This window comes from Streptomyces pratensis (assembly GCF_016804005.1).
Classification (GTDB): Bacteria; Actinomycetota; Actinomycetes; order Streptomycetales; family Streptomycetaceae; genus Streptomyces; species Streptomyces pratensis_A.
Map to the genome: position 1 here is coordinate 1,539,325 of NZ_CP051486.1, position 15,179 is coordinate 1,554,503.

The 15,179-nt window shown below is 69.9% G+C and carries 15 protein-coding genes; 10 read left to right on the forward strand and 5 right to left on the reverse strand.

From position 1 onward, the window contains the following. Positions 1-190 precede the first annotated feature (190 nt). The 3 genes from HED23_RS06920 to HED23_RS06930 form a co-directional block, all read right to left on the reverse strand. Positions 191-814, reverse strand: coding sequence for a helix-turn-helix domain-containing protein (locus HED23_RS06920; protein ID WP_238442249.1), 624 nt, complete (start codon positions 812-814; stop codon positions 191-193). Between the two features lie 164 nt (positions 815-978). Beyond that, the gene (locus tag HED23_RS06925; protein WP_203182532.1) at positions 979-1,653 is read right to left on the reverse strand and encodes a response regulator; all 675 of its coding nucleotides are present in this window, start codon (positions 1,651-1,653) and stop codon (positions 979-981) included. Further along, on the reverse strand, positions 1,650-3,308 hold the full coding sequence (locus HED23_RS06930) for a sensor histidine kinase (RefSeq protein ID WP_203182533.1): 1,659 nt from the start codon (positions 3,306-3,308) through the stop codon (positions 1,650-1,652). Before HED23_RS06930 ends, HED23_RS06925 begins: the two co-directional genes overlap by 4 nt. A gap of 155 nt (positions 3,309-3,463) precedes the next feature. On the opposite strand from HED23_RS06930, the gene HED23_RS06935 reads away from it, so the two are divergent. The 7 genes from HED23_RS06935 (at position 3,464) to HED23_RS06965 (ending at position 9,839) form a co-directional block, all read left to right on the forward strand. After that, positions 3,464-4,840 carry a cation:dicarboxylate symporter family transporter gene (locus HED23_RS06935; RefSeq protein ID WP_203182534.1) on the forward strand — a complete coding sequence of 459 codons (1,377 nt, stop codon included), beginning with the start codon at positions 3,464-3,466 and terminating at the stop codon, positions 4,838-4,840. Positions 4,841-5,061: 221 nt separating this feature from the next. Beyond that, positions 5,062-5,610: a YciI family protein gene (locus tag HED23_RS06940; protein ID WP_203187390.1), complete on the forward strand. Its 549-nt coding sequence runs from the start codon at positions 5,062-5,064 to the stop codon at positions 5,608-5,610. A gap of 101 nt (positions 5,611-5,711) precedes the next feature. Further along, a complete protein-coding gene (locus HED23_RS06945) occupies positions 5,712-6,356 on the forward strand; it encodes a hypothetical protein (RefSeq protein ID WP_203182535.1) in 645 nt (214 codons plus the stop codon). A gap of 180 nt (positions 6,357-6,536) precedes the next feature. After that, complete coding sequence (locus HED23_RS06950) at positions 6,537-7,748, forward strand: hypothetical protein (RefSeq protein ID WP_238441863.1); 1,212 nt, start codon at positions 6,537-6,539, stop codon at positions 7,746-7,748. 88 nt (positions 7,749-7,836) lie between these two features. Next, entirely contained in the window at positions 7,837-8,253 is a 417-nt protein-coding gene (locus HED23_RS06955; RefSeq protein ID WP_203182537.1) for a MerR family transcriptional regulator, read from the forward strand. Next, a complete protein-coding gene (gene trxA, locus HED23_RS06960) occupies positions 8,250-8,594 on the forward strand; it encodes a thioredoxin (protein WP_203182538.1) in 345 nt (114 codons plus the stop codon). The genes HED23_RS06955 and trxA overlap by 4 nt, the downstream gene beginning before the upstream one ends. A 180-nt stretch (positions 8,595-8,774) precedes the next feature. Then, positions 8,775-9,839 carry an RICIN domain-containing protein gene (locus HED23_RS06965; protein WP_203182539.1) on the forward strand — a complete coding sequence of 355 codons (1,065 nt, stop codon included), beginning with the start codon at positions 8,775-8,777 and terminating at the stop codon, positions 9,837-9,839. 80 nt (positions 9,840-9,919) lie between these two features. Here HED23_RS06965 and HED23_RS06970 read toward each other — a convergent pair whose 3' ends face one another. Further along, positions 9,920-10,129 carry a DUF397 domain-containing protein gene (locus HED23_RS06970; protein ID WP_203182540.1) on the reverse strand — a complete coding sequence of 70 codons (210 nt, stop codon included), beginning with the start codon at positions 10,127-10,129 and terminating at the stop codon, positions 9,920-9,922. Then, complete coding sequence (locus tag HED23_RS06975) at positions 10,126-10,965, reverse strand: helix-turn-helix domain-containing protein (protein WP_203182541.1); 840 nt, start codon at positions 10,963-10,965, stop codon at positions 10,126-10,128. The genes HED23_RS06970 and HED23_RS06975 overlap by 4 nt, the downstream gene beginning before the upstream one ends. A gap of 1,189 nt (positions 10,966-12,154) precedes the next feature. Here HED23_RS06975 and HED23_RS06980 point away from each other — a divergent pair. The 3 genes from HED23_RS06980 to HED23_RS06990 all read left to right on the forward strand — a co-directional run bounded on the left by HED23_RS06980 (position 12,155) and on the right by HED23_RS06990 (position 15,077). After that, the gene (locus tag HED23_RS06980) at positions 12,155-12,292 is read left to right on the forward strand and encodes a hypothetical protein (RefSeq protein WP_203182542.1); all 138 of its coding nucleotides are present in this window, start codon (positions 12,155-12,157) and stop codon (positions 12,290-12,292) included. A 155-nt stretch (positions 12,293-12,447) separates the two neighbouring features. After that, positions 12,448-13,494: a methyltransferase domain-containing protein gene (locus tag HED23_RS06985; RefSeq protein WP_338019583.1), complete on the forward strand. Its 1,047-nt coding sequence runs from the start codon at positions 12,448-12,450 to the stop codon at positions 13,492-13,494. A 599-nt stretch (positions 13,495-14,093) separates the two neighbouring features. Continuing rightward, positions 14,094-15,077: a MarR family transcriptional regulator gene (locus HED23_RS06990; protein WP_203182543.1), complete on the forward strand. Its 984-nt coding sequence runs from the start codon at positions 14,094-14,096 to the stop codon at positions 15,075-15,077. Positions 15,078-15,179 lie beyond the last annotated feature (102 nt).

Below are 15,179 nucleotides of genomic sequence, written 5' to 3' on the forward strand. Positions count from 1 at the left end.
CGGTCGGTGAGCCGGTGAGGGGCTACCGGATCCGCCCCGCCCCACACCGACCTCTGCCTCGGTCCCAGGGACGGGAGCACGAAGGAGCTCGCCTAGATCGTCCAGCTCGGCTGCGAGAAGGAGGGGACGGGCCAGCTGTACTCCTTCGACCCGGTCAAGGACTGAGGGCCATGGACGAACCCGTGCCGGTTCAGATCCCGGCAGTGCGCCAGAACTCCTCGACCACCTTGTCCAGGAACTCCCGCCCGGCCTCGCCCGCCGTCCCGGCCCGGTCCCGGCCCGTGGTGTTCCAGCTCAGCGTCGACACCATCAGCGCCTGGTAGTCGGCGTGCAGCTGCTCCAGCACGTTCTGGAGCAGGATCCGGTCCAGCGGGACGAGCTTGTCCAGCGGCCGCACGTATGCCTGCCAGCGGGTGGTCACCGCCCTGGTCAGCAGATCCGCGAGCTCCTCGTTCCGGCCGGTCGCCGTCAGGAACTGTGCCGCGGACATGTCCAGCGTGTCGCAGAGTGCCACGGCCTGGCGCTCGTTGCCGCGCCAGCGGCCCGAATCCTCCATCCGCCGGTACGCGGCGCCCGTCATCCCGAGCGTCCGCGCCAGGTCGTCCACCGCGACGTCCCGGGCCAGCCGGTGCTCGCGCAAGGTGCTCGCGGCGGCCAGCAGATCACCCGGCGCGCACCACAGGACACCTGACAGCGCCATCAGCTCCCGTTCGCCGGGCAGCGCGGTACCGCGTTCCCAGGCCATCACGGTCTCGGCCGTGATCCGCAGTCCGTACTGGGCACCGAGCCCGTACGCAACATGTCCGGGAGCCATTCCCAGCGCCTCGCGGAGGCGGCGCGCGGCGGGGGCGTTGAAGGGCGGGGTGGGGTGCACGGCCCCACCGTAGAAGCCTGGGAACGGCCTGGCTACAGGCTGTTCGTCCCAGTTCACCCTTCGTATGATCCTCCTAGCGCCTCATCGGGTCATGCGCCTGGCCATCAGCGGGTTTCAGCCACCCAGTGATAATGCAGCTCCGGCCGGCCGACCTGACCGTAGCTCGGCCGCCGCACGGCCCGTCCCGCCGCCACCAGGTGCTCCAGGTAGCGCCGGGCGGTGATCCGGGAGATTCCCAGCCCCTCCCCGGCGGCAGCCGCGGTCACCCCGTCCGGCGCCCCCCGGAGGGCGCGGGTCACCGCCTCCAGCGTCGGCCCGCTCAGCCCCTTGGGCAGCGTGGCCGGGTCGGCCACCCTCAGCGCGCCCAGCGCCCGGTCCACCTCCTCCTGGCCGCTCGCCTCACCGGCCGCCGCCCGGAACTCGGCGTACCGCACGAGCCGGTCCCGGAGCGTGGGATAGGTGAACGGCTTCAGCACGTACTGCACGACGCCGAGCGACACGCCTTCCCGTACCACCGCCAGATCGCGGGCCGACGTCACCGCGATGACATCCGCGCCGTGTCCCGCGGCCCGCAGCGAGCGCAGCAGCTGCAGGCCGTGCCCGTCCGGCAGATAGAGGTCGAGCAGCAGCAGGTCCACCTCCGTCCGGTCCAGCGCCCGTGCGGCCTCCGCCCGGGAGTGCGCGACGGCGGCGACCTCGAATCCCGGCACCCTGTCCACGTACAGCTGGTGGGCGTCGGCGGCCACCGGGTCGTCCTCCACGACCAGCACCCGGATCACGGTGCGACCACCTCCGCCCGTGCCGTACGGCCGGCGAGCGGCAGCCGTACCGTGAACTCCGCGCCGCCGCCCGGCGCCCGGCCCAGCGTCACCGTCCCGCCGTTGCGGTGGGCCGCCTGCCGTACGAGCGCCAGGCCCAGACCACGGCCCGTGCCGTGGGTGGTCCAGCCGCGCCGGAACACCTCGTCGGCGTCGTCCGGGCCGATCCCGGCGCCGGTGTCGGCCACCCGCAGCAGCAGTTCGCCGGACTCCGTCCGCGCGGTGACGGTGACCAGGGCCCGCGTAGCGGTGCGCTGTGCGGGGACGGGCACGCCGGAACCGCCCGTCGCCGTCTCCGACGCTGCGTCCACCGCGTTGTCGATCAGGTTGCCGAGGATCGTCACCAGGTCCCGCGGCGCCAGCGAGCGCGGCAGGGCGCCGTCGTCGATCAGGCTGTCCTCGGCGAGCACGAGCTCCACACCGCGCTCGTTGGCCTGCGCCGCCTTGCCGAGCAGCAGAGCGGCGAGGACGGGTTCGGCGACCGCGCCCACGACCCGGTCGGTGAGGACCTGTGCCAGCTCCAGCTCCGCCGTCGCGAAGTCCACCGCCTCCTCGACCCGGCCCAGCTCGATCAGCGACACCACGGTGTGCAGCCGGTTCGCCGCCTCGTGCGCCTGTGAGCGCAGCGCCTGGGTGAAGCCGCGCTCCGAGTCGAGCTCGCCCGACAGCGCCTGCAGCTCCGTGTGGTCCCGCAGCGTCACGACCGTGCCGCGCCGCTCGCCGCCGACCACCGGGCTGGTGTTGACGACGATCACCCGCTCCGCCGTCAGGTGGACCTCGTCCACCCTCGGCTCGGACGCCAGGAGCGCCCCGGTCAGTGGTGCCGGCAGCGAGAGCTCGTCGACCCTGCGCCCGAGCGACCCCGGCGCCAGGCCCAGTAGCTCCCGCCCCGCGTCGTTGATCAGGGCGACCCGGCGCTGCCCGTCGAGCATGAGCAGCCCCTCGCGCACGGCGTGCAGCGTCGCCTCGTGGTAGGTGTGCATCCGGCTCAGCTCACGGGCGTTCATCCCGTGCGTGTGCCGCCGCAGCCTGGCGTTGATCACGTACGTGCCGAGCGCGCCGAGTGCCAGGGCGGCACCCGCCGCCGTCCCCAGGGCGCCGAGCTGCTCGCGCACCTGGGTGGACACCCGTTCGACGGTGATGCCCGCGCTGACCAGGCCGACGATCCGGTCCCCGTCGTGGACGGGCGTGACGACCCGTATCGAGGGCCCGAGCGTGCCGGTGTAGGTCTCCTCGAACGTCTCGCCGAGCAGGGCGCGCTCGGTGTGGCCGATGAAGCCCCTGCCGATCTGGGAGGTGTCGGGGTGGGTCCAGCGGACACCCTCCGGATCCATGATGGTGACGAACGCGATCCCGGTGTCCTCGCGGACCTTCTCCGCGTACGGCTGGAGTACGGCGGACGGGTCCGGGTTACGGATCGCCTCCCGCACGGAGGGCGATCCGGCCATGGCGAGGGCGGCCGCCCGCACCTGGCGGGCCGCGGTCTCCTCCGCCTGCGACCTGCCCGAGGCATACGCGAAGAAGGCGCACCCGGCCACGACCGCGGCCACGAGCAGGGCCTGCATCGCGAACAGCTGGCCGGCCAGGCTGCGGGGGACGGTTCGGGGCAGGCGCATACGTCACAGTCTGCACGGCGGGGACCGGCGGCCCAAGGTGGCCGATAAGCGTCCGTGAACGATATGAACGCAAGGGTGACGGCCGTCACAGGGAAGTGAATAGTCACCGGGGCCCCCAGGGACGGGGAGCAGCCGCATACCCCGAGGAGACCCCCGTGGCAGAGAAAGCCGCACGACGGGACCGCACCCACTACCTCTACATCGCAGTGATCGCCGCCGTTGTGCTCGGCGTCACGGTGGGCCTGGTGGTTCCGGACTTCGCCGTCGAGCTGAAGCCGATCGGCACAGGCTTCGTCAACCTCATCAAGATGATGATCTCGCCGATCATCTTCTGCACGATCGTGCTGGGGGTCGGCTCCGTACGGAAGGCCGCCAAGGTCGGCGCCGTCGGCGGCCTGGCCCTCGGCTACTTCCTGGTGATGTCGACCGTCGCCCTGGCCATCGGCCTGGTCGTCGGCAACCTCCTGGAGCCCGGCTCCAGCCTCCACCTCACCGAGGCGGCCCGTGCCGCGGGTGAGAAGCAGGCCTCGGGGGCCAGTGAGTCCACCGTGGACTTCCTGCTCGGCATCATCCCCACCACCATGGTCTCGGCCTTCACCGAGGGCGAGGTCCTCCAGACCCTGCTCATCGCCCTGCTCGCGGGCTTCGCGCTCCAGGCCATGGGATCGGCGGGAGAGCCCGTCCTGCGCGGCATCGGCCACATCCAGCGCCTCGTCTTCCGCATCCTCGCCATGATCATGTGGGCGGCTCCGGTCGGCGCGTTCGGCGCGATGGCGGCGGTGGTCGGCGAGACCGGCGTGGACGCGCTGAAGTCCCTCGCGATCATCATGATCGGCTTCTACGTCACCTGTGCGCTCTTCGTGTTCCTGATCCTGGGAGCGATCCTGCGCCTGGTGGCCGGGGTCAACATCCTCTCGCTGCTGAAGTACCTGGGCCGCGAGTTCCTGCTGATCCTCTCCACCTCCTCGTCGGAGTCGGCCCTGCCGCGGCTGATCGCGAAGATGGAGCACATGGGCGTCAGCAAGCCCGTCGTCGGCATCACCGTGCCGACCGGCTACTCCTTCAACCTCGACGGCACCGCGATCTACCTCACGATGGCCTCGCTCTTCATCGCCAACGCGACGGGCGACCCGCTGACCATCGGTGAGCAGATCTCGCTGCTGATCTTCATGGTGATCGCCTCGAAGGGTGCCGCGGGCGTCACCGGGGCCGGTCTCGCCACCCTCGCCGGCGGCCTCCAGTCCCACCGCCCCGAACTGGTCGACGGCGTCGGTCTGATCGTCGGCATCGACCGCTTCATGAGCGAGGCCCGCGCCCTGACGAACTTCGCCGGCAACGCGGTGGCCACGGTGCTGGTCGGCACCTGGACCAAGGAGATCGACCGCGAGAGGGTGGACCAGGTCCTCTCCGGCGCCCTCCCGTTCGACGAGAAGACGATGACGGACGACGCCCACGGCGGCGAGCCGCACGTCCCGGACTCGCGGGACGGCGACGTGGCCGCCGACGAGAAGCCGTCGCTGGCGAAGGCGTAGGAAGGCGCAAGGCGGGTGCGGCCGGTACGGGGTCCCCGTACCGGCCGCACCTGTGTGTGGGGGAGCGTCCCGGCGGGTCGTGGCCGTGCTTCCGCAGCGGCCGTCCGGACGGGACGCCGCCCCGTCCGACGGCACGCCGCCCCGTCCGGACGTCCGGACCGTGCGGCGGTCGTCGCGAAACCTGTTGATATCCCGCCGCACGTCGGAGAGGGTCTGTGACCATGGAGTTCTTCTGCTACCACCGTGATCGGCCCGGCTCCCTCACATTGCGCGAGGCGTTGGTGGAAGAGCACTGGTCCTACATGGACCGCTACGCCGACGAGCTGATCGCCCGTGGTCCGACCTTCGCCGACGACGGCGAGACACCCACCGGCAGCGTGCACATGGTCGACCTGCCCGATCCCGCCGCCGCCCGCGCGTTCGCCTTCGACGAGCCCAACTACCAGGCCGGCGCCTACCGGGACGTGTTGCTGCGCCGGTGGCGCAACCTGCTGGGGCGAACCATGTGGGACTTCCCCGGTGGACGGACCGGCGGCAACCGGTACCTGGTGCTCGGCCTCGGCTCGGGCCGGCCCGCCGACCTCACCGTGCCGCCCGACCGGGACGAGCTCATCGCGTACGGTCCCCTGCTGTCCGACGACGGCGCCACCTGGCTGGGTACGGCGGCGTTGCTCAGGGCCTCCGGCCCGGACACGGCCCGCGCCGTCCTGACGCCGGACCGGTACGCCGGCATCGAAGTCCATGAATGGGAGTTCGGCGGGCGGCGGTAGTGGACCGAGGACCTGCCGCGCCGCGGCACCCGGCCGTCGACCCATGAGATGTGCCGACGGGGCAGCACCGCGTCCCTGCCGGCGGTGAATCGAGGAGTGGAATGCGCACGAGTCTGGCGGAGACCGCCCGGGCCGCCCTCACGGCTGCTCACGGGCCGGATGCCGACGGGCGTGCCACCGTACCGGCGCCCCGGCTCGACGACACCACAACCACCGTCGTCGCCGACACGTGCGTACGGGGCGACCTCGGCTTCGTCCTGCTCCTCCACCGGCGCAAGGACGGTCTCGTCGCCGAGGAGCTCTTCTTCTCGAACCGCGAGAGCACAGGGGTCTGGGGGGCCGCGGAGCACCTCTCGGGCAGTGGGGGGATCCCGGACCTGACCAGCCCCGAGGAAGTGGCAGCCGTTCTGCGCGGCTGGTCGATGACGGTGCTCGGCGATTCCGAGACGGGCCTTCACACCGGACGGCCTCAGGCCGACGACGGCTATGAACTGCTTCGTTTCCATGTGCTGCTGGTGGACGAGAGCATCGGCCGGCTCGACATCGAGGACACCACCGCGGGAGCCTCCGCGGTGCCCCACCGCGTCGTCAAGCCGCTCACCTCCCAGGTCGCTCTGGTAGCCCTCTTTCCCGAGGAGCGCGTCACCGTGCGCACGGGCACGGACGCGGGGACGGGTGTTCGGTCCATGGGGGAGATGTTCGAACTGGCCGGCAGTGAAGCCGTGTTCCGCGCTCTCTGGGCGTAGGACATGGAACGGGCCTGGGCCGTACGGGACTTCGCGTACCGGAGGCTCGCGCGTGTACGTTCCACCGGTGTGCGGACGGCGTGATCATTCCGTGCTGGTTCCGCGCGGCGGGTCCTAGCAGTATCACTGCCCTGAACAGGCGCAAGAGGGTGTCCTGACCAGGCACAAGGGGTGGGGACGATGAAGACCGCACGACACTGGAGAGCCACAGCCGTACTGCTGCTGCCGGCTCTCCTGGGCACCGCCGGATGCGGCACGGGAGACGAGGCCCAGGCGGGGGAGGCGGTCTATGGGAAGCCGCTCGCCGAGCAGTTCCAGGCGGCGACGGACGCCACCCGCGACGCGGGCACCGCCGCCTTCCTTTCGACGCTGACCTACGGGGCGGCGGGCGGCGACGCAGTGCACCGGGCGGAGGGGACCCAGGACTACGAGCGCGGGACGTCACTCGCGAAGCTCGGCTTCAGCGCCCACCGGCACTTCCCGGAGGAAACCCTGAAGTTCCTCCAGGAACCGCCGCCCGAAGGCGGGCAGGCCGTGGCCACCGCCGAGGACGACGTCTACGTCCGGTACGGCGACTCCGCCTGGCTGAAATACACGCCCGAGGCCGTCAACGTACTCGGCGAGAGCACCGGGGTGGTCGCGGCGCACGCCGCAGGGGACGCGGCGCCCTACAGCGGAACCCTCGCGGATCTGGTGCCGCGTGTGATCCCCCGGGAGAAGCCCGAGCGGAAGACGGACGGCAGCCGGGTGTACCGGGTGACAGCGCTCCCCGAAGTCGCGGCGGAACTGCTTCCCCGCGACCTGCAGAGCCTCCAGGGCGACTGGGGGGCGGACCCCGTGCGGCTCACGGTGCGCCTGGACCCAGACGGACGCCTGACCTCGGCGACCGCCGACCTCGGCCCCGTCCTTGCCCGGCTCCACGAGCAGGAGGTCCTAGTCGACGTGAAGAGGCTGCGCGCGGAGTACAGGCTGAGCGCCTTCGGCAAGCCGATGAAGGGCAAGGGGCCGGACAGCGGCGGCCGGCCCGTCGAGGACGCCGTCAAGGTGCTGGCCCCCGTCACCACGCTCAAGGGCGGCCGGTGTGCCACCACCGGAGACACGGGGCTGGGCACCACGGTGGTCGTACGGCCTGTCGACTGCTCGGAGCGGCACGACCTGCGGGTGCTCGCCCAGGTGAAGGTGGACCGGACCTACCCGGGAAAGCAGGACGTTCGCAACGGTGACCGGGACGCCCGGGCTCAGTGCGTGCGCGCGCACGCCGCCGAGACCGGTGACTGGATGGCGAAGGGGCTCGGTTTCGCAGGTTCGTCCCAAGTGACTTATTCGACCGCGCAGGGGCGGACCGAGACGACCGTGACGGGTGACTACACCTGTTACGTCAGGTCCTCCTGACCGGCCCCCAGCCGACATGGGCATCCCGATCGCGGCACCGCACGCCTTGCCTTGCCTTGACGCCGACGTCAAGGATTACGGTCGCGGTATGCGAATCGGGGAACTGGCCGAACGCGCCGGGACGACCACACGGACGCTGCGGTACTACGAGTCACGGGGCCTGCTGCACGCACGCCGCGCGGACAACGGCTACCGCACGTACGACGAGAGCGACCTGCGGCTGATCCAGCAGATACGGACCTTGCAGGACTTCGGGTTCGACCTGGAGGAGACGCGCCCCTTCGTCGACTGCCTGCGTGCCGGCCACCCGGCGGGTGACGCCTGCCCGGCCTCGCTGGCGGTGTACCGGCGAAAGATCGGCGAACTGGACGCGCTCATCAGCCAGTTGCGGTCGGTCCGTGCAGAGGTGGGTGCCCAGCTGGCCCGCGCCGAACTGGAGGCATCCGCCGAGCTGCCGGGCGGCCCCGAACCACGATGTGAACTCAACTGGGAGGACGACAGATGATCCACGCGGAAGGTGTCACCGAGGTCACCGACACGACGTTCGACGCCGAGGTCCTGGGAACCGGACTGCCGGTCCTGGTCGAGTTCACCGCCGACTGGTGCGGCCCATGCCGGCAGCTCGCCCCCGTGCTCAGCGCGATCGCGAGGGAGGAGGCGGGCCGCGTCAAGGTCGTCCAGATCGACGTGGACCACAACCCGGGCATCACCAGCCGCTACGCGGTGCTGTCGATGCCGACCCTGATGGTGTTCCAGGACGGCGAACCGGTGAAGTCGATGGTCGGCGCCCGCCCGAAGCGCCGACTGCTCCAGGAACTGGAGGACGTGCTGCCGGCAGCGGTCTGACACCAGGGCGCACCCGCTGCGCGCCCGTTCCCGCGCAGCGGGTAACGCTTGACGACTCACCGGCCAGACACCTCCGTATGTCGGCCAAAAAACACGGCAGACCCCCGAGGTGGACGGCGGGCGGCACTAGCGTGATGCCCGCCATGGCACCGGTACACCGATCACACAGGGGGATCCGACATGAATACGCGTAGAGGCAGCGTCTTACCCAGGGCGTTCACCGTTCTTGTGGCCGCGCTCGCCGTCATCCTCGGGCTGACCGCGCAGGCCGGCACGGCACGGGCCGCCGAGGTGTCCGCATCCGGCCTGACCGGGCTGACGTTCACCTCGGTCAACAGCGGCCGGAACCTGGACGTGCAGAACGGCAACACGGGGAACGGGGTCTTCCTCGTCACCAACTCCGCTCCGGGATACCACCAGCAGTGGAACGCCAACCAGCAGGCCGACGGGTCGTTCACCCTCTCCAACGACCACACCGGCAAGTGCATGGAGGCCGGTCTGCCGCTCAAGCAGCAGTCATGTAGCGGGGTGGCCGGCCAGCGCTGGTACTTCCAGCCCGTCGCCGGCGCCGCGAACACGTTCATGATCCGCAATGCCGGCGACAACAAGTGTGTCGACGTCGTCCTGGCATCCCAGAACAACGACGCGTGGACCCACACCTACGCCTGCAACGGGACCAAGGCGCAGCAGTGGACCATTCCCGCGTCCGCGACCGCCGACGCGTTCCAGGCCGCCGTGGACTACGCGTCCAAGCGCTGCCAGAAGGACGCCACGACCTGCGCCTGGACGAAGGGCTCCCAGGCCCCGGCCGAGCCGCTTCCCACGCAGTGCGTCTCGCCCGTCTGGTTCAACGGCACCGGAGCGGCGGTGCCGTGGACGTTCTCGCTGACCACCACCAGCGGGTGGTCGAGCACGCTCAGCGTGTCCTTCACGTCGAGCCTGGGTGCGGGAGCACCGAGCCCCGTCCAGACGAGCGTCGCCCTCACCACCTCCGGCAGCGTCACCTACAACCTGAGCGAGACGCTCGGGAACAGCCTGACGATCACCGTCCCGCCGCAGCACTACGGCTGGGTGGCGTTGTCGAAGCTGGCCACGAAGGTGACCGGGCAATGGACCTTCGACGCGAACGGATACCCCTGGAAGGCACAGGACACCGTCACCGTCCCGCTGACCAGTGACGACCAGGGCCACGCCAGCGTCTACCTGGCGAAGACCGGCCCGGAGTTCACGACCTGCGGCAGCTGAACGGTCAAGGGCCCGCACGGTGGTGCGGGCCCTTGAGCGGTTCTCCGACGGCCCGGCCACGCCCCTCGGACCGCTGTAGGTCAGAGGACGGAGGGCTCCTGGGTCTTCACGTCGGCCACGAACGAAGCGAACGCGCGGGCGGCGAAATGCAGAACTGGCCCACTCGGGTTCTTGGAGTCACGCACGGGAACGATGCCGTGCGGGGCGACGAGGTTGGTGGCGACCTCGATGCAGTTGCCGCCGTTGTTGCTGTACGAGGACTTGAACCAACGGGGGGATTCGGTCGTCACGGGGTGCCCTTTCGCAACTTACTGATCATGGCCACGGATGCCGCTTGCGACAGCGTTTGAGCCTGTAGCTGATGGTAGGCCGTCAGCATGGGCATCACGGAAGTGCTCTCTCGGTCCAGGTGTCCCTGAGCCTGCGACTCGGCGTAACAGATCACGGACCGATCCGGCAGTGTCAAGAGGTTGACGGGTAGGTCGAACGTGCGTCGCTCACCTATCTCGAACGGTGCCACCTGAAGCAGCGTGTTCGGCAGCTCAGCGAACTCGACCAGACGCTCCAACTGAGCTGCCATGACGGCGTCCCCGCCCACGGGCCGACGGATGCAGCTTTCGTCCATGGTCACGAACATCATGGGTGGCCGGGGACGCATCAGTGCGGCCTGTCGCTCCGCCAGGAACGAAACGCGCTCTTCCGCTTGTGCGGGCGTGATGGCTCCTCGTCGCACCGCGCTGTCCGCCAACACCCGCGCGTACTCCGGTGTCTGTAACAGCCCGGGAATGATCCCAATCTCGAACAGCCGGATCTCTACCGCTCGGCCCTCATGCCCCACGTACTCGGGGAAGCCTTCCAGTAGCGAGCCATGTCGCATGCCGCGCCACTCGCGCTCGAACGAATCGGCGGAATCGGTAATGCCGAAGACGAGATCGGCTTTGCGTGAGAAGGGGAGAGTTGGCGGCTTCCGGCTAGTTTCGACAGCGGAAATATGCTGACCGGAATATGCCAGGCTTTCGGCCAGCTCTTCCTGGCTCCAGCCTCTACTCTCCCGCAACCTGCGCATCCGGGCGCCATAGGCTGCTCGGGGGCTGCTCTCAGGGTCCAATTCCTTGCGGTTGACCATTCCGCCGTCCAATCCTTCCTTCGTTTCCGCTCAGTTGAAGGAGACCTGACCCTACGTCACGCTGGGCGGGCCCGGTAGCGGTATCGCTACGGAGAGGAGCGGACCTTGCCCCGGAAGCACACTTCCAAGTCACCCAGTCCCCAGCAACGCCGCAGTGACGCCGACGAGCCGGCCACACGGATGGACGCGGGCGCGTTCTGGCGACTGGTTCCGGACTGGGTGCCACGCACCGGATACGCCATACCGAGCAAGAGTGTGCTCAGAGAGGTTGAGGCCGGACTTCGGAAGCGGGTTCGAACGGTGAGCCGTACCACGGCCGTATCCGCGCTTCACGCGCCCGCCCTTGAGCCCGTGCCTGTGGACGGCTGCGACGTGTGCGGAGCGCTGTCATGGCAGCGAGCGTCAGCGCACGCGGCAGGGAACCTCGTCACGGTCCGGAGCTGCAACGAAGAGATGGCGAACCACCCGCACCGAAGGGCCGAACGGGCCTGAGGGCGAAGAACCCTGCTCGAAAGTGGACGCGGGGTGTGTAATCCGCAGAGCTTTCGCCGTACCGGAAGAGATGGAGCGGCAACTGGTGGCGGGCGGCAGGATTCGTAGGCAACGGCAGAAGGGCAGGAAATGAGCGCGAAGACGCGGCCCGATGAAATGGGTGAGTGGGCGCCGGGCACTGTCGGAGATGACGTCATAACCGTGCACAGGCTCATCGGACCGCTTGATGACCCCGGGCGGACGCGTGAGTTGAAGTCGGTGTGCGGTGATGGCAAGGCCGGTGACGAGAAGGACGTTTGGGCTCGTGCTGTGAACTGCCCGCGTTGCCTTGCCGCCCGGTGACTACCGCCCCGTGACTACCGTCCCGGGAGCCGGCCGGGCCTTGGCCGGTCCGAAGCGGGCGGCGGCCAGTGACCGGCCGGCCGGTGCTGGCGGCACGGCCGACACGCCGGAATACAGGTGATATGGCTCGGGCCCGTCTCGTCACGAGAGGTGGACGCACCGATGTGCGGCTCTGGAGCCTGCGTCGCCGAACTGGACCGCATGGCCGGGGAGTGCTTCCGCGTGAAGGACGACCCGCCCCCTAACTCCCGCCTCCCCCAAATCGGTTCGAACTCGGGCAGGTGGGGCACACCCCCGTCCTCGGCAGGGCGGGTTGCAGGTGAACGATTCGATGAACCCACGAGAGGACATTCCTATGAACCCGTTCTGGACGCTTCAGGCCGGTGGAGGCAACCCGCAGGACGACAGCGACTCCGGCAACAAGCACGGCGGAGGCGGCTCCGACGAAGGCGGTAACAGCAGCGATGGACAGACGCCGGCGGACGGGCGCTGATCGTGTCCGAGGAGACGATGCCGGAGGCCGGTCCTGACGGGCTGGCCTCCGGGCTCATGGAAAAAGGCGCGCTGACTTCGGACTGGTTGCCGGCCTTCAAGGCGGTGTCCCGTCACTTCTTCGTTCCGGATGTCATCTGGCCGGGGAGAGCGGGAATGAACCGCCAGGACGACCGGGTGATCCGGTCGGAGACTCCGGAGTCGTGGTGGGAGGCCGTCTGGACGGACGCGCCGATCACGACACAGTGGGACGACGGGAAATACACGGGCCCTGGGCGGGGCCGTACGCCGTCCTGCTCCAACTCGATGCCCACGATGGTGTTCTCCATGCTTGCGGCGCTGGACGTCGAGGCCGGTCACCGGGTGCTGGAGATCGGCACGGGTACGGGCTGGAACGCCGCTCTGCTGTGCCACCGGCTCGGAGACATGAACGTCGTCACGGTCGAGGTGGACGCGCAGATCGCAGCCACGGCCCGCGCCCGGCTCATGGCTGCGGATTTCCACCCGAAGGTCGTCGTCGGCGATGGCACGCGCGGCTACGGCCAGGATGCGCCGTACGACCGGATCATTGCCACGTGCTCGGTCGGGAGCATTCCGGGCCAGTGGGCGGGCCAGACCAGACCGGGGGCGGTGATCGTGGTCCCCTGGGGCCCCTTGTACGGAGGTGAGGCGTTGGCCAGGCTCACGGTCACGGAGGCCGGAAATCTGACCGGCCGGTTCGTCGGCTCGTCGGCCTTCATGCGGCTCCGCGAGCAGAGGAAGGCCCTGCCGCCCACGAGCGACTTCGTCGACGTGGACCTCTGGCCGGCCGGGGGTGTGGAGTCCAGGACGACGCTGTCACCTGATGACGTGGGCGGGTGGATCCACATGTTCGCGATCGGTGTGCAGGTCCCGGACCTGTTCTGCCGTGTATCGGACGTGGAGGAGGACTCCTACCGGTTGTGGCTGTTCGACAGGGGACGGACGAGTTGGGCGTCGGCCGATTACGTGCGCGGGGAGGCCGCCTTCCGCGTCGTGCAATCGGGGCGTCGCGACCTGTGGCATGAGCTGGAGACCGCGTGGCTGTGGTGGGACCGGCAGGGTCGGCCAGGCTTCGACCGGTTCGGCCTCACCGTGGATCATCGCGACCACGTGGTGTGGCTCGACGCTCCGGCTAACCCTGTGCCCCTCCAGGCTCCCCGATCTCGTGTGCGGAACGAATGAAGTGGAGCCTTCGGCGCGGACCCGCGCTGCCCGGCCAACTGGCTGGACGACCCTGTCGGCTGGTTGTCCGAGCCGTTGTCGCTTGTTGCCTGGGTGGCGGAATCGGCGCGCTGCTGGACGCCGGACGTCGCGGTGACGCAGACGACGGTGGACCGTCCGGGTGCCGCATCAGGGCCGGTGATGTACGAGGGGGTCTGGTGCCCCTCGTCGCTGCGTGAGGGAGGGAGGCCGTAGTGCGCCCCGAGGCTCAAGTCCCGGAACCCGAGTCCCTGGTCCCGAGGTTCGAGCGTCGGATGCGGTCAGGTCACTCTTTCGAGGGTGCGGACGAGACTCCCGGCCCGACGCTTGAGCTTCGGGATTCGGGGGCCGGTATCCGGGTGCCGGGATTCGAGCGATGTTCTTCATCCGGGGGTAAAGAAAAGGGGTTTGGGAAAACCTGCCCACCCTCCCTGCCCCGTCACGGCCAGCAAGTATGACTAATTGTGACCGGCTTGCGGCGCAGAGTCGCGAGTGCTTACGGTGCCCACAACGAAACGACCCCGGCACGGTGTTAGCAGCACCATCCGGGGTCTCACCTCAAGATCGAAATGAGCGATCCCGTGGCTACCCAGCAGCCTAACGCCGCCCCGTGTGCGCCCGCACCCTCACGCTCGTACCGCCAGGCCCGCACCGGCTACGGCAAGCGCTCCGTGCCCGACCAGTCCCCGCCCCAGGCAGCTGCCTTCGCCCTCCTCCCCGAGCGTGAGCGGTACGTCGCCGGGTACGTCGACCATCTCCCCGACGGTGCGGCCATGGACATCAAGTCGCTCGCCAAGGACCTTCCGCTGTACGGCCAGATGGCCATCGGCACCGCCCTGCGCACCCTCGCGGTCGCCGGGCACCTCCGCCACGTACGCTGCCGCGTCGAAACGCTCGGCCAGAGCCGCTGGGTGACCCGCACCTACTGGTCCCGTGCCGCCCGCGACAACGAATGGTGGGCCTCCCACCTGGCCGAGGAGGCGCCTGGGGCCCCGGGCGCCTCTGGCGGGCCGCCGATGCCCACGCCGCAAGAGACGCCTGCCGCCCCCGCGGTGCCGCAGCAGAGGAAACCGGCCGGCCCGGCCCCGGACAGCACCGCGCCCTCGCCCGCGTATCTCGCTCTGGCCCGGCTCGGCCGCATCGAGCCCCGGCTCGCCCTTTCCGCCGGGGACTGCGCCGTACTGGAGAGGCTTGCTGCCGAGTGGTTCGCCCGTGGAGTGGACGCCGACTACCTGATCCAGGCCTTGGCCGCAGGGCTCCCGGCCCTCATCGGCTCGCCGGTCGGCTTCGTACGCCGCCGCCTCACCGACAAGATCCCCCCTCGGCTGCCCGCCGCCGCCGCTGGTCGGGAGGCGTCGGCCGTACGCCCCCGGCTCCTGGTCGAGTGTGCCGAATGCGGCCGCCCCGGCCCGGCCGACGCGCTCCCGGACGGCCTCTGCCGCCTCTGCCGCGCCAACTGCCAGGAGGGAGGCGGGACATCTGGTGACACACCGGCCGGAACGCCTGTCGAGCGCGACGTCCACGCGCTGGTGGGCAGCATGCGCAACCTGATGCGGGCGCCCTGACGCCTCCGGGGGTACCTGTCCGTCACGTGCCTCGCGCGAGGTGATGTCCGGTCACCGTCGGCGGTGAGACGGTCGCCGGGACCAAGGGCGGCTGGACGGGCG

Coding starts and splice junctions, on each gene's coding strand:
- HED23_RS06980 (WP_203182542.1), top strand. CDS start 12,155: ATGAACCCGTTCTGGACGCTTCAGGCCGGTGGAGGCAACCCGCAGGAC.
- HED23_RS06920 (WP_238442249.1), bottom strand. CDS start 814: ATGGCTCCCGGACATGTTGCGTACGGGCTCGGTGCCCAGTACGGACTG.
- HED23_RS06940 (WP_203187390.1), top strand. CDS start 5,062: ATGGAGTTCTTCTGCTACCACCGTGATCGGCCCGGCTCCCTCACATTG.
- HED23_RS06985 (WP_338019583.1), top strand. CDS start 12,448: ATGAACCGCCAGGACGACCGGGTGATCCGGTCGGAGACTCCGGAGTCG.
- HED23_RS06950 (WP_238441863.1), top strand. CDS start 6,537: ATGAAGACCGCACGACACTGGAGAGCCACAGCCGTACTGCTGCTGCCG.
- HED23_RS06930 (WP_203182533.1), bottom strand. CDS start 3,308: ATGCGCCTGCCCCGAACCGTCCCCCGCAGCCTGGCCGGCCAGCTGTTC.
- HED23_RS06965 (WP_203182539.1), top strand. CDS start 8,775: ATGAATACGCGTAGAGGCAGCGTCTTACCCAGGGCGTTCACCGTTCTT.
- trxA (WP_203182538.1), top strand. CDS start 8,250: ATGATCCACGCGGAAGGTGTCACCGAGGTCACCGACACGACGTTCGAC.
- HED23_RS06945 (WP_203182535.1), top strand. CDS start 5,712: ATGCGCACGAGTCTGGCGGAGACCGCCCGGGCCGCCCTCACGGCTGCT.
- HED23_RS06975 (WP_203182541.1), bottom strand. CDS start 10,965: ATGGTCAACCGCAAGGAATTGGACCCTGAGAGCAGCCCCCGAGCAGCC.
- HED23_RS06955 (WP_203182537.1), top strand. CDS start 7,837: ATGCGAATCGGGGAACTGGCCGAACGCGCCGGGACGACCACACGGACG.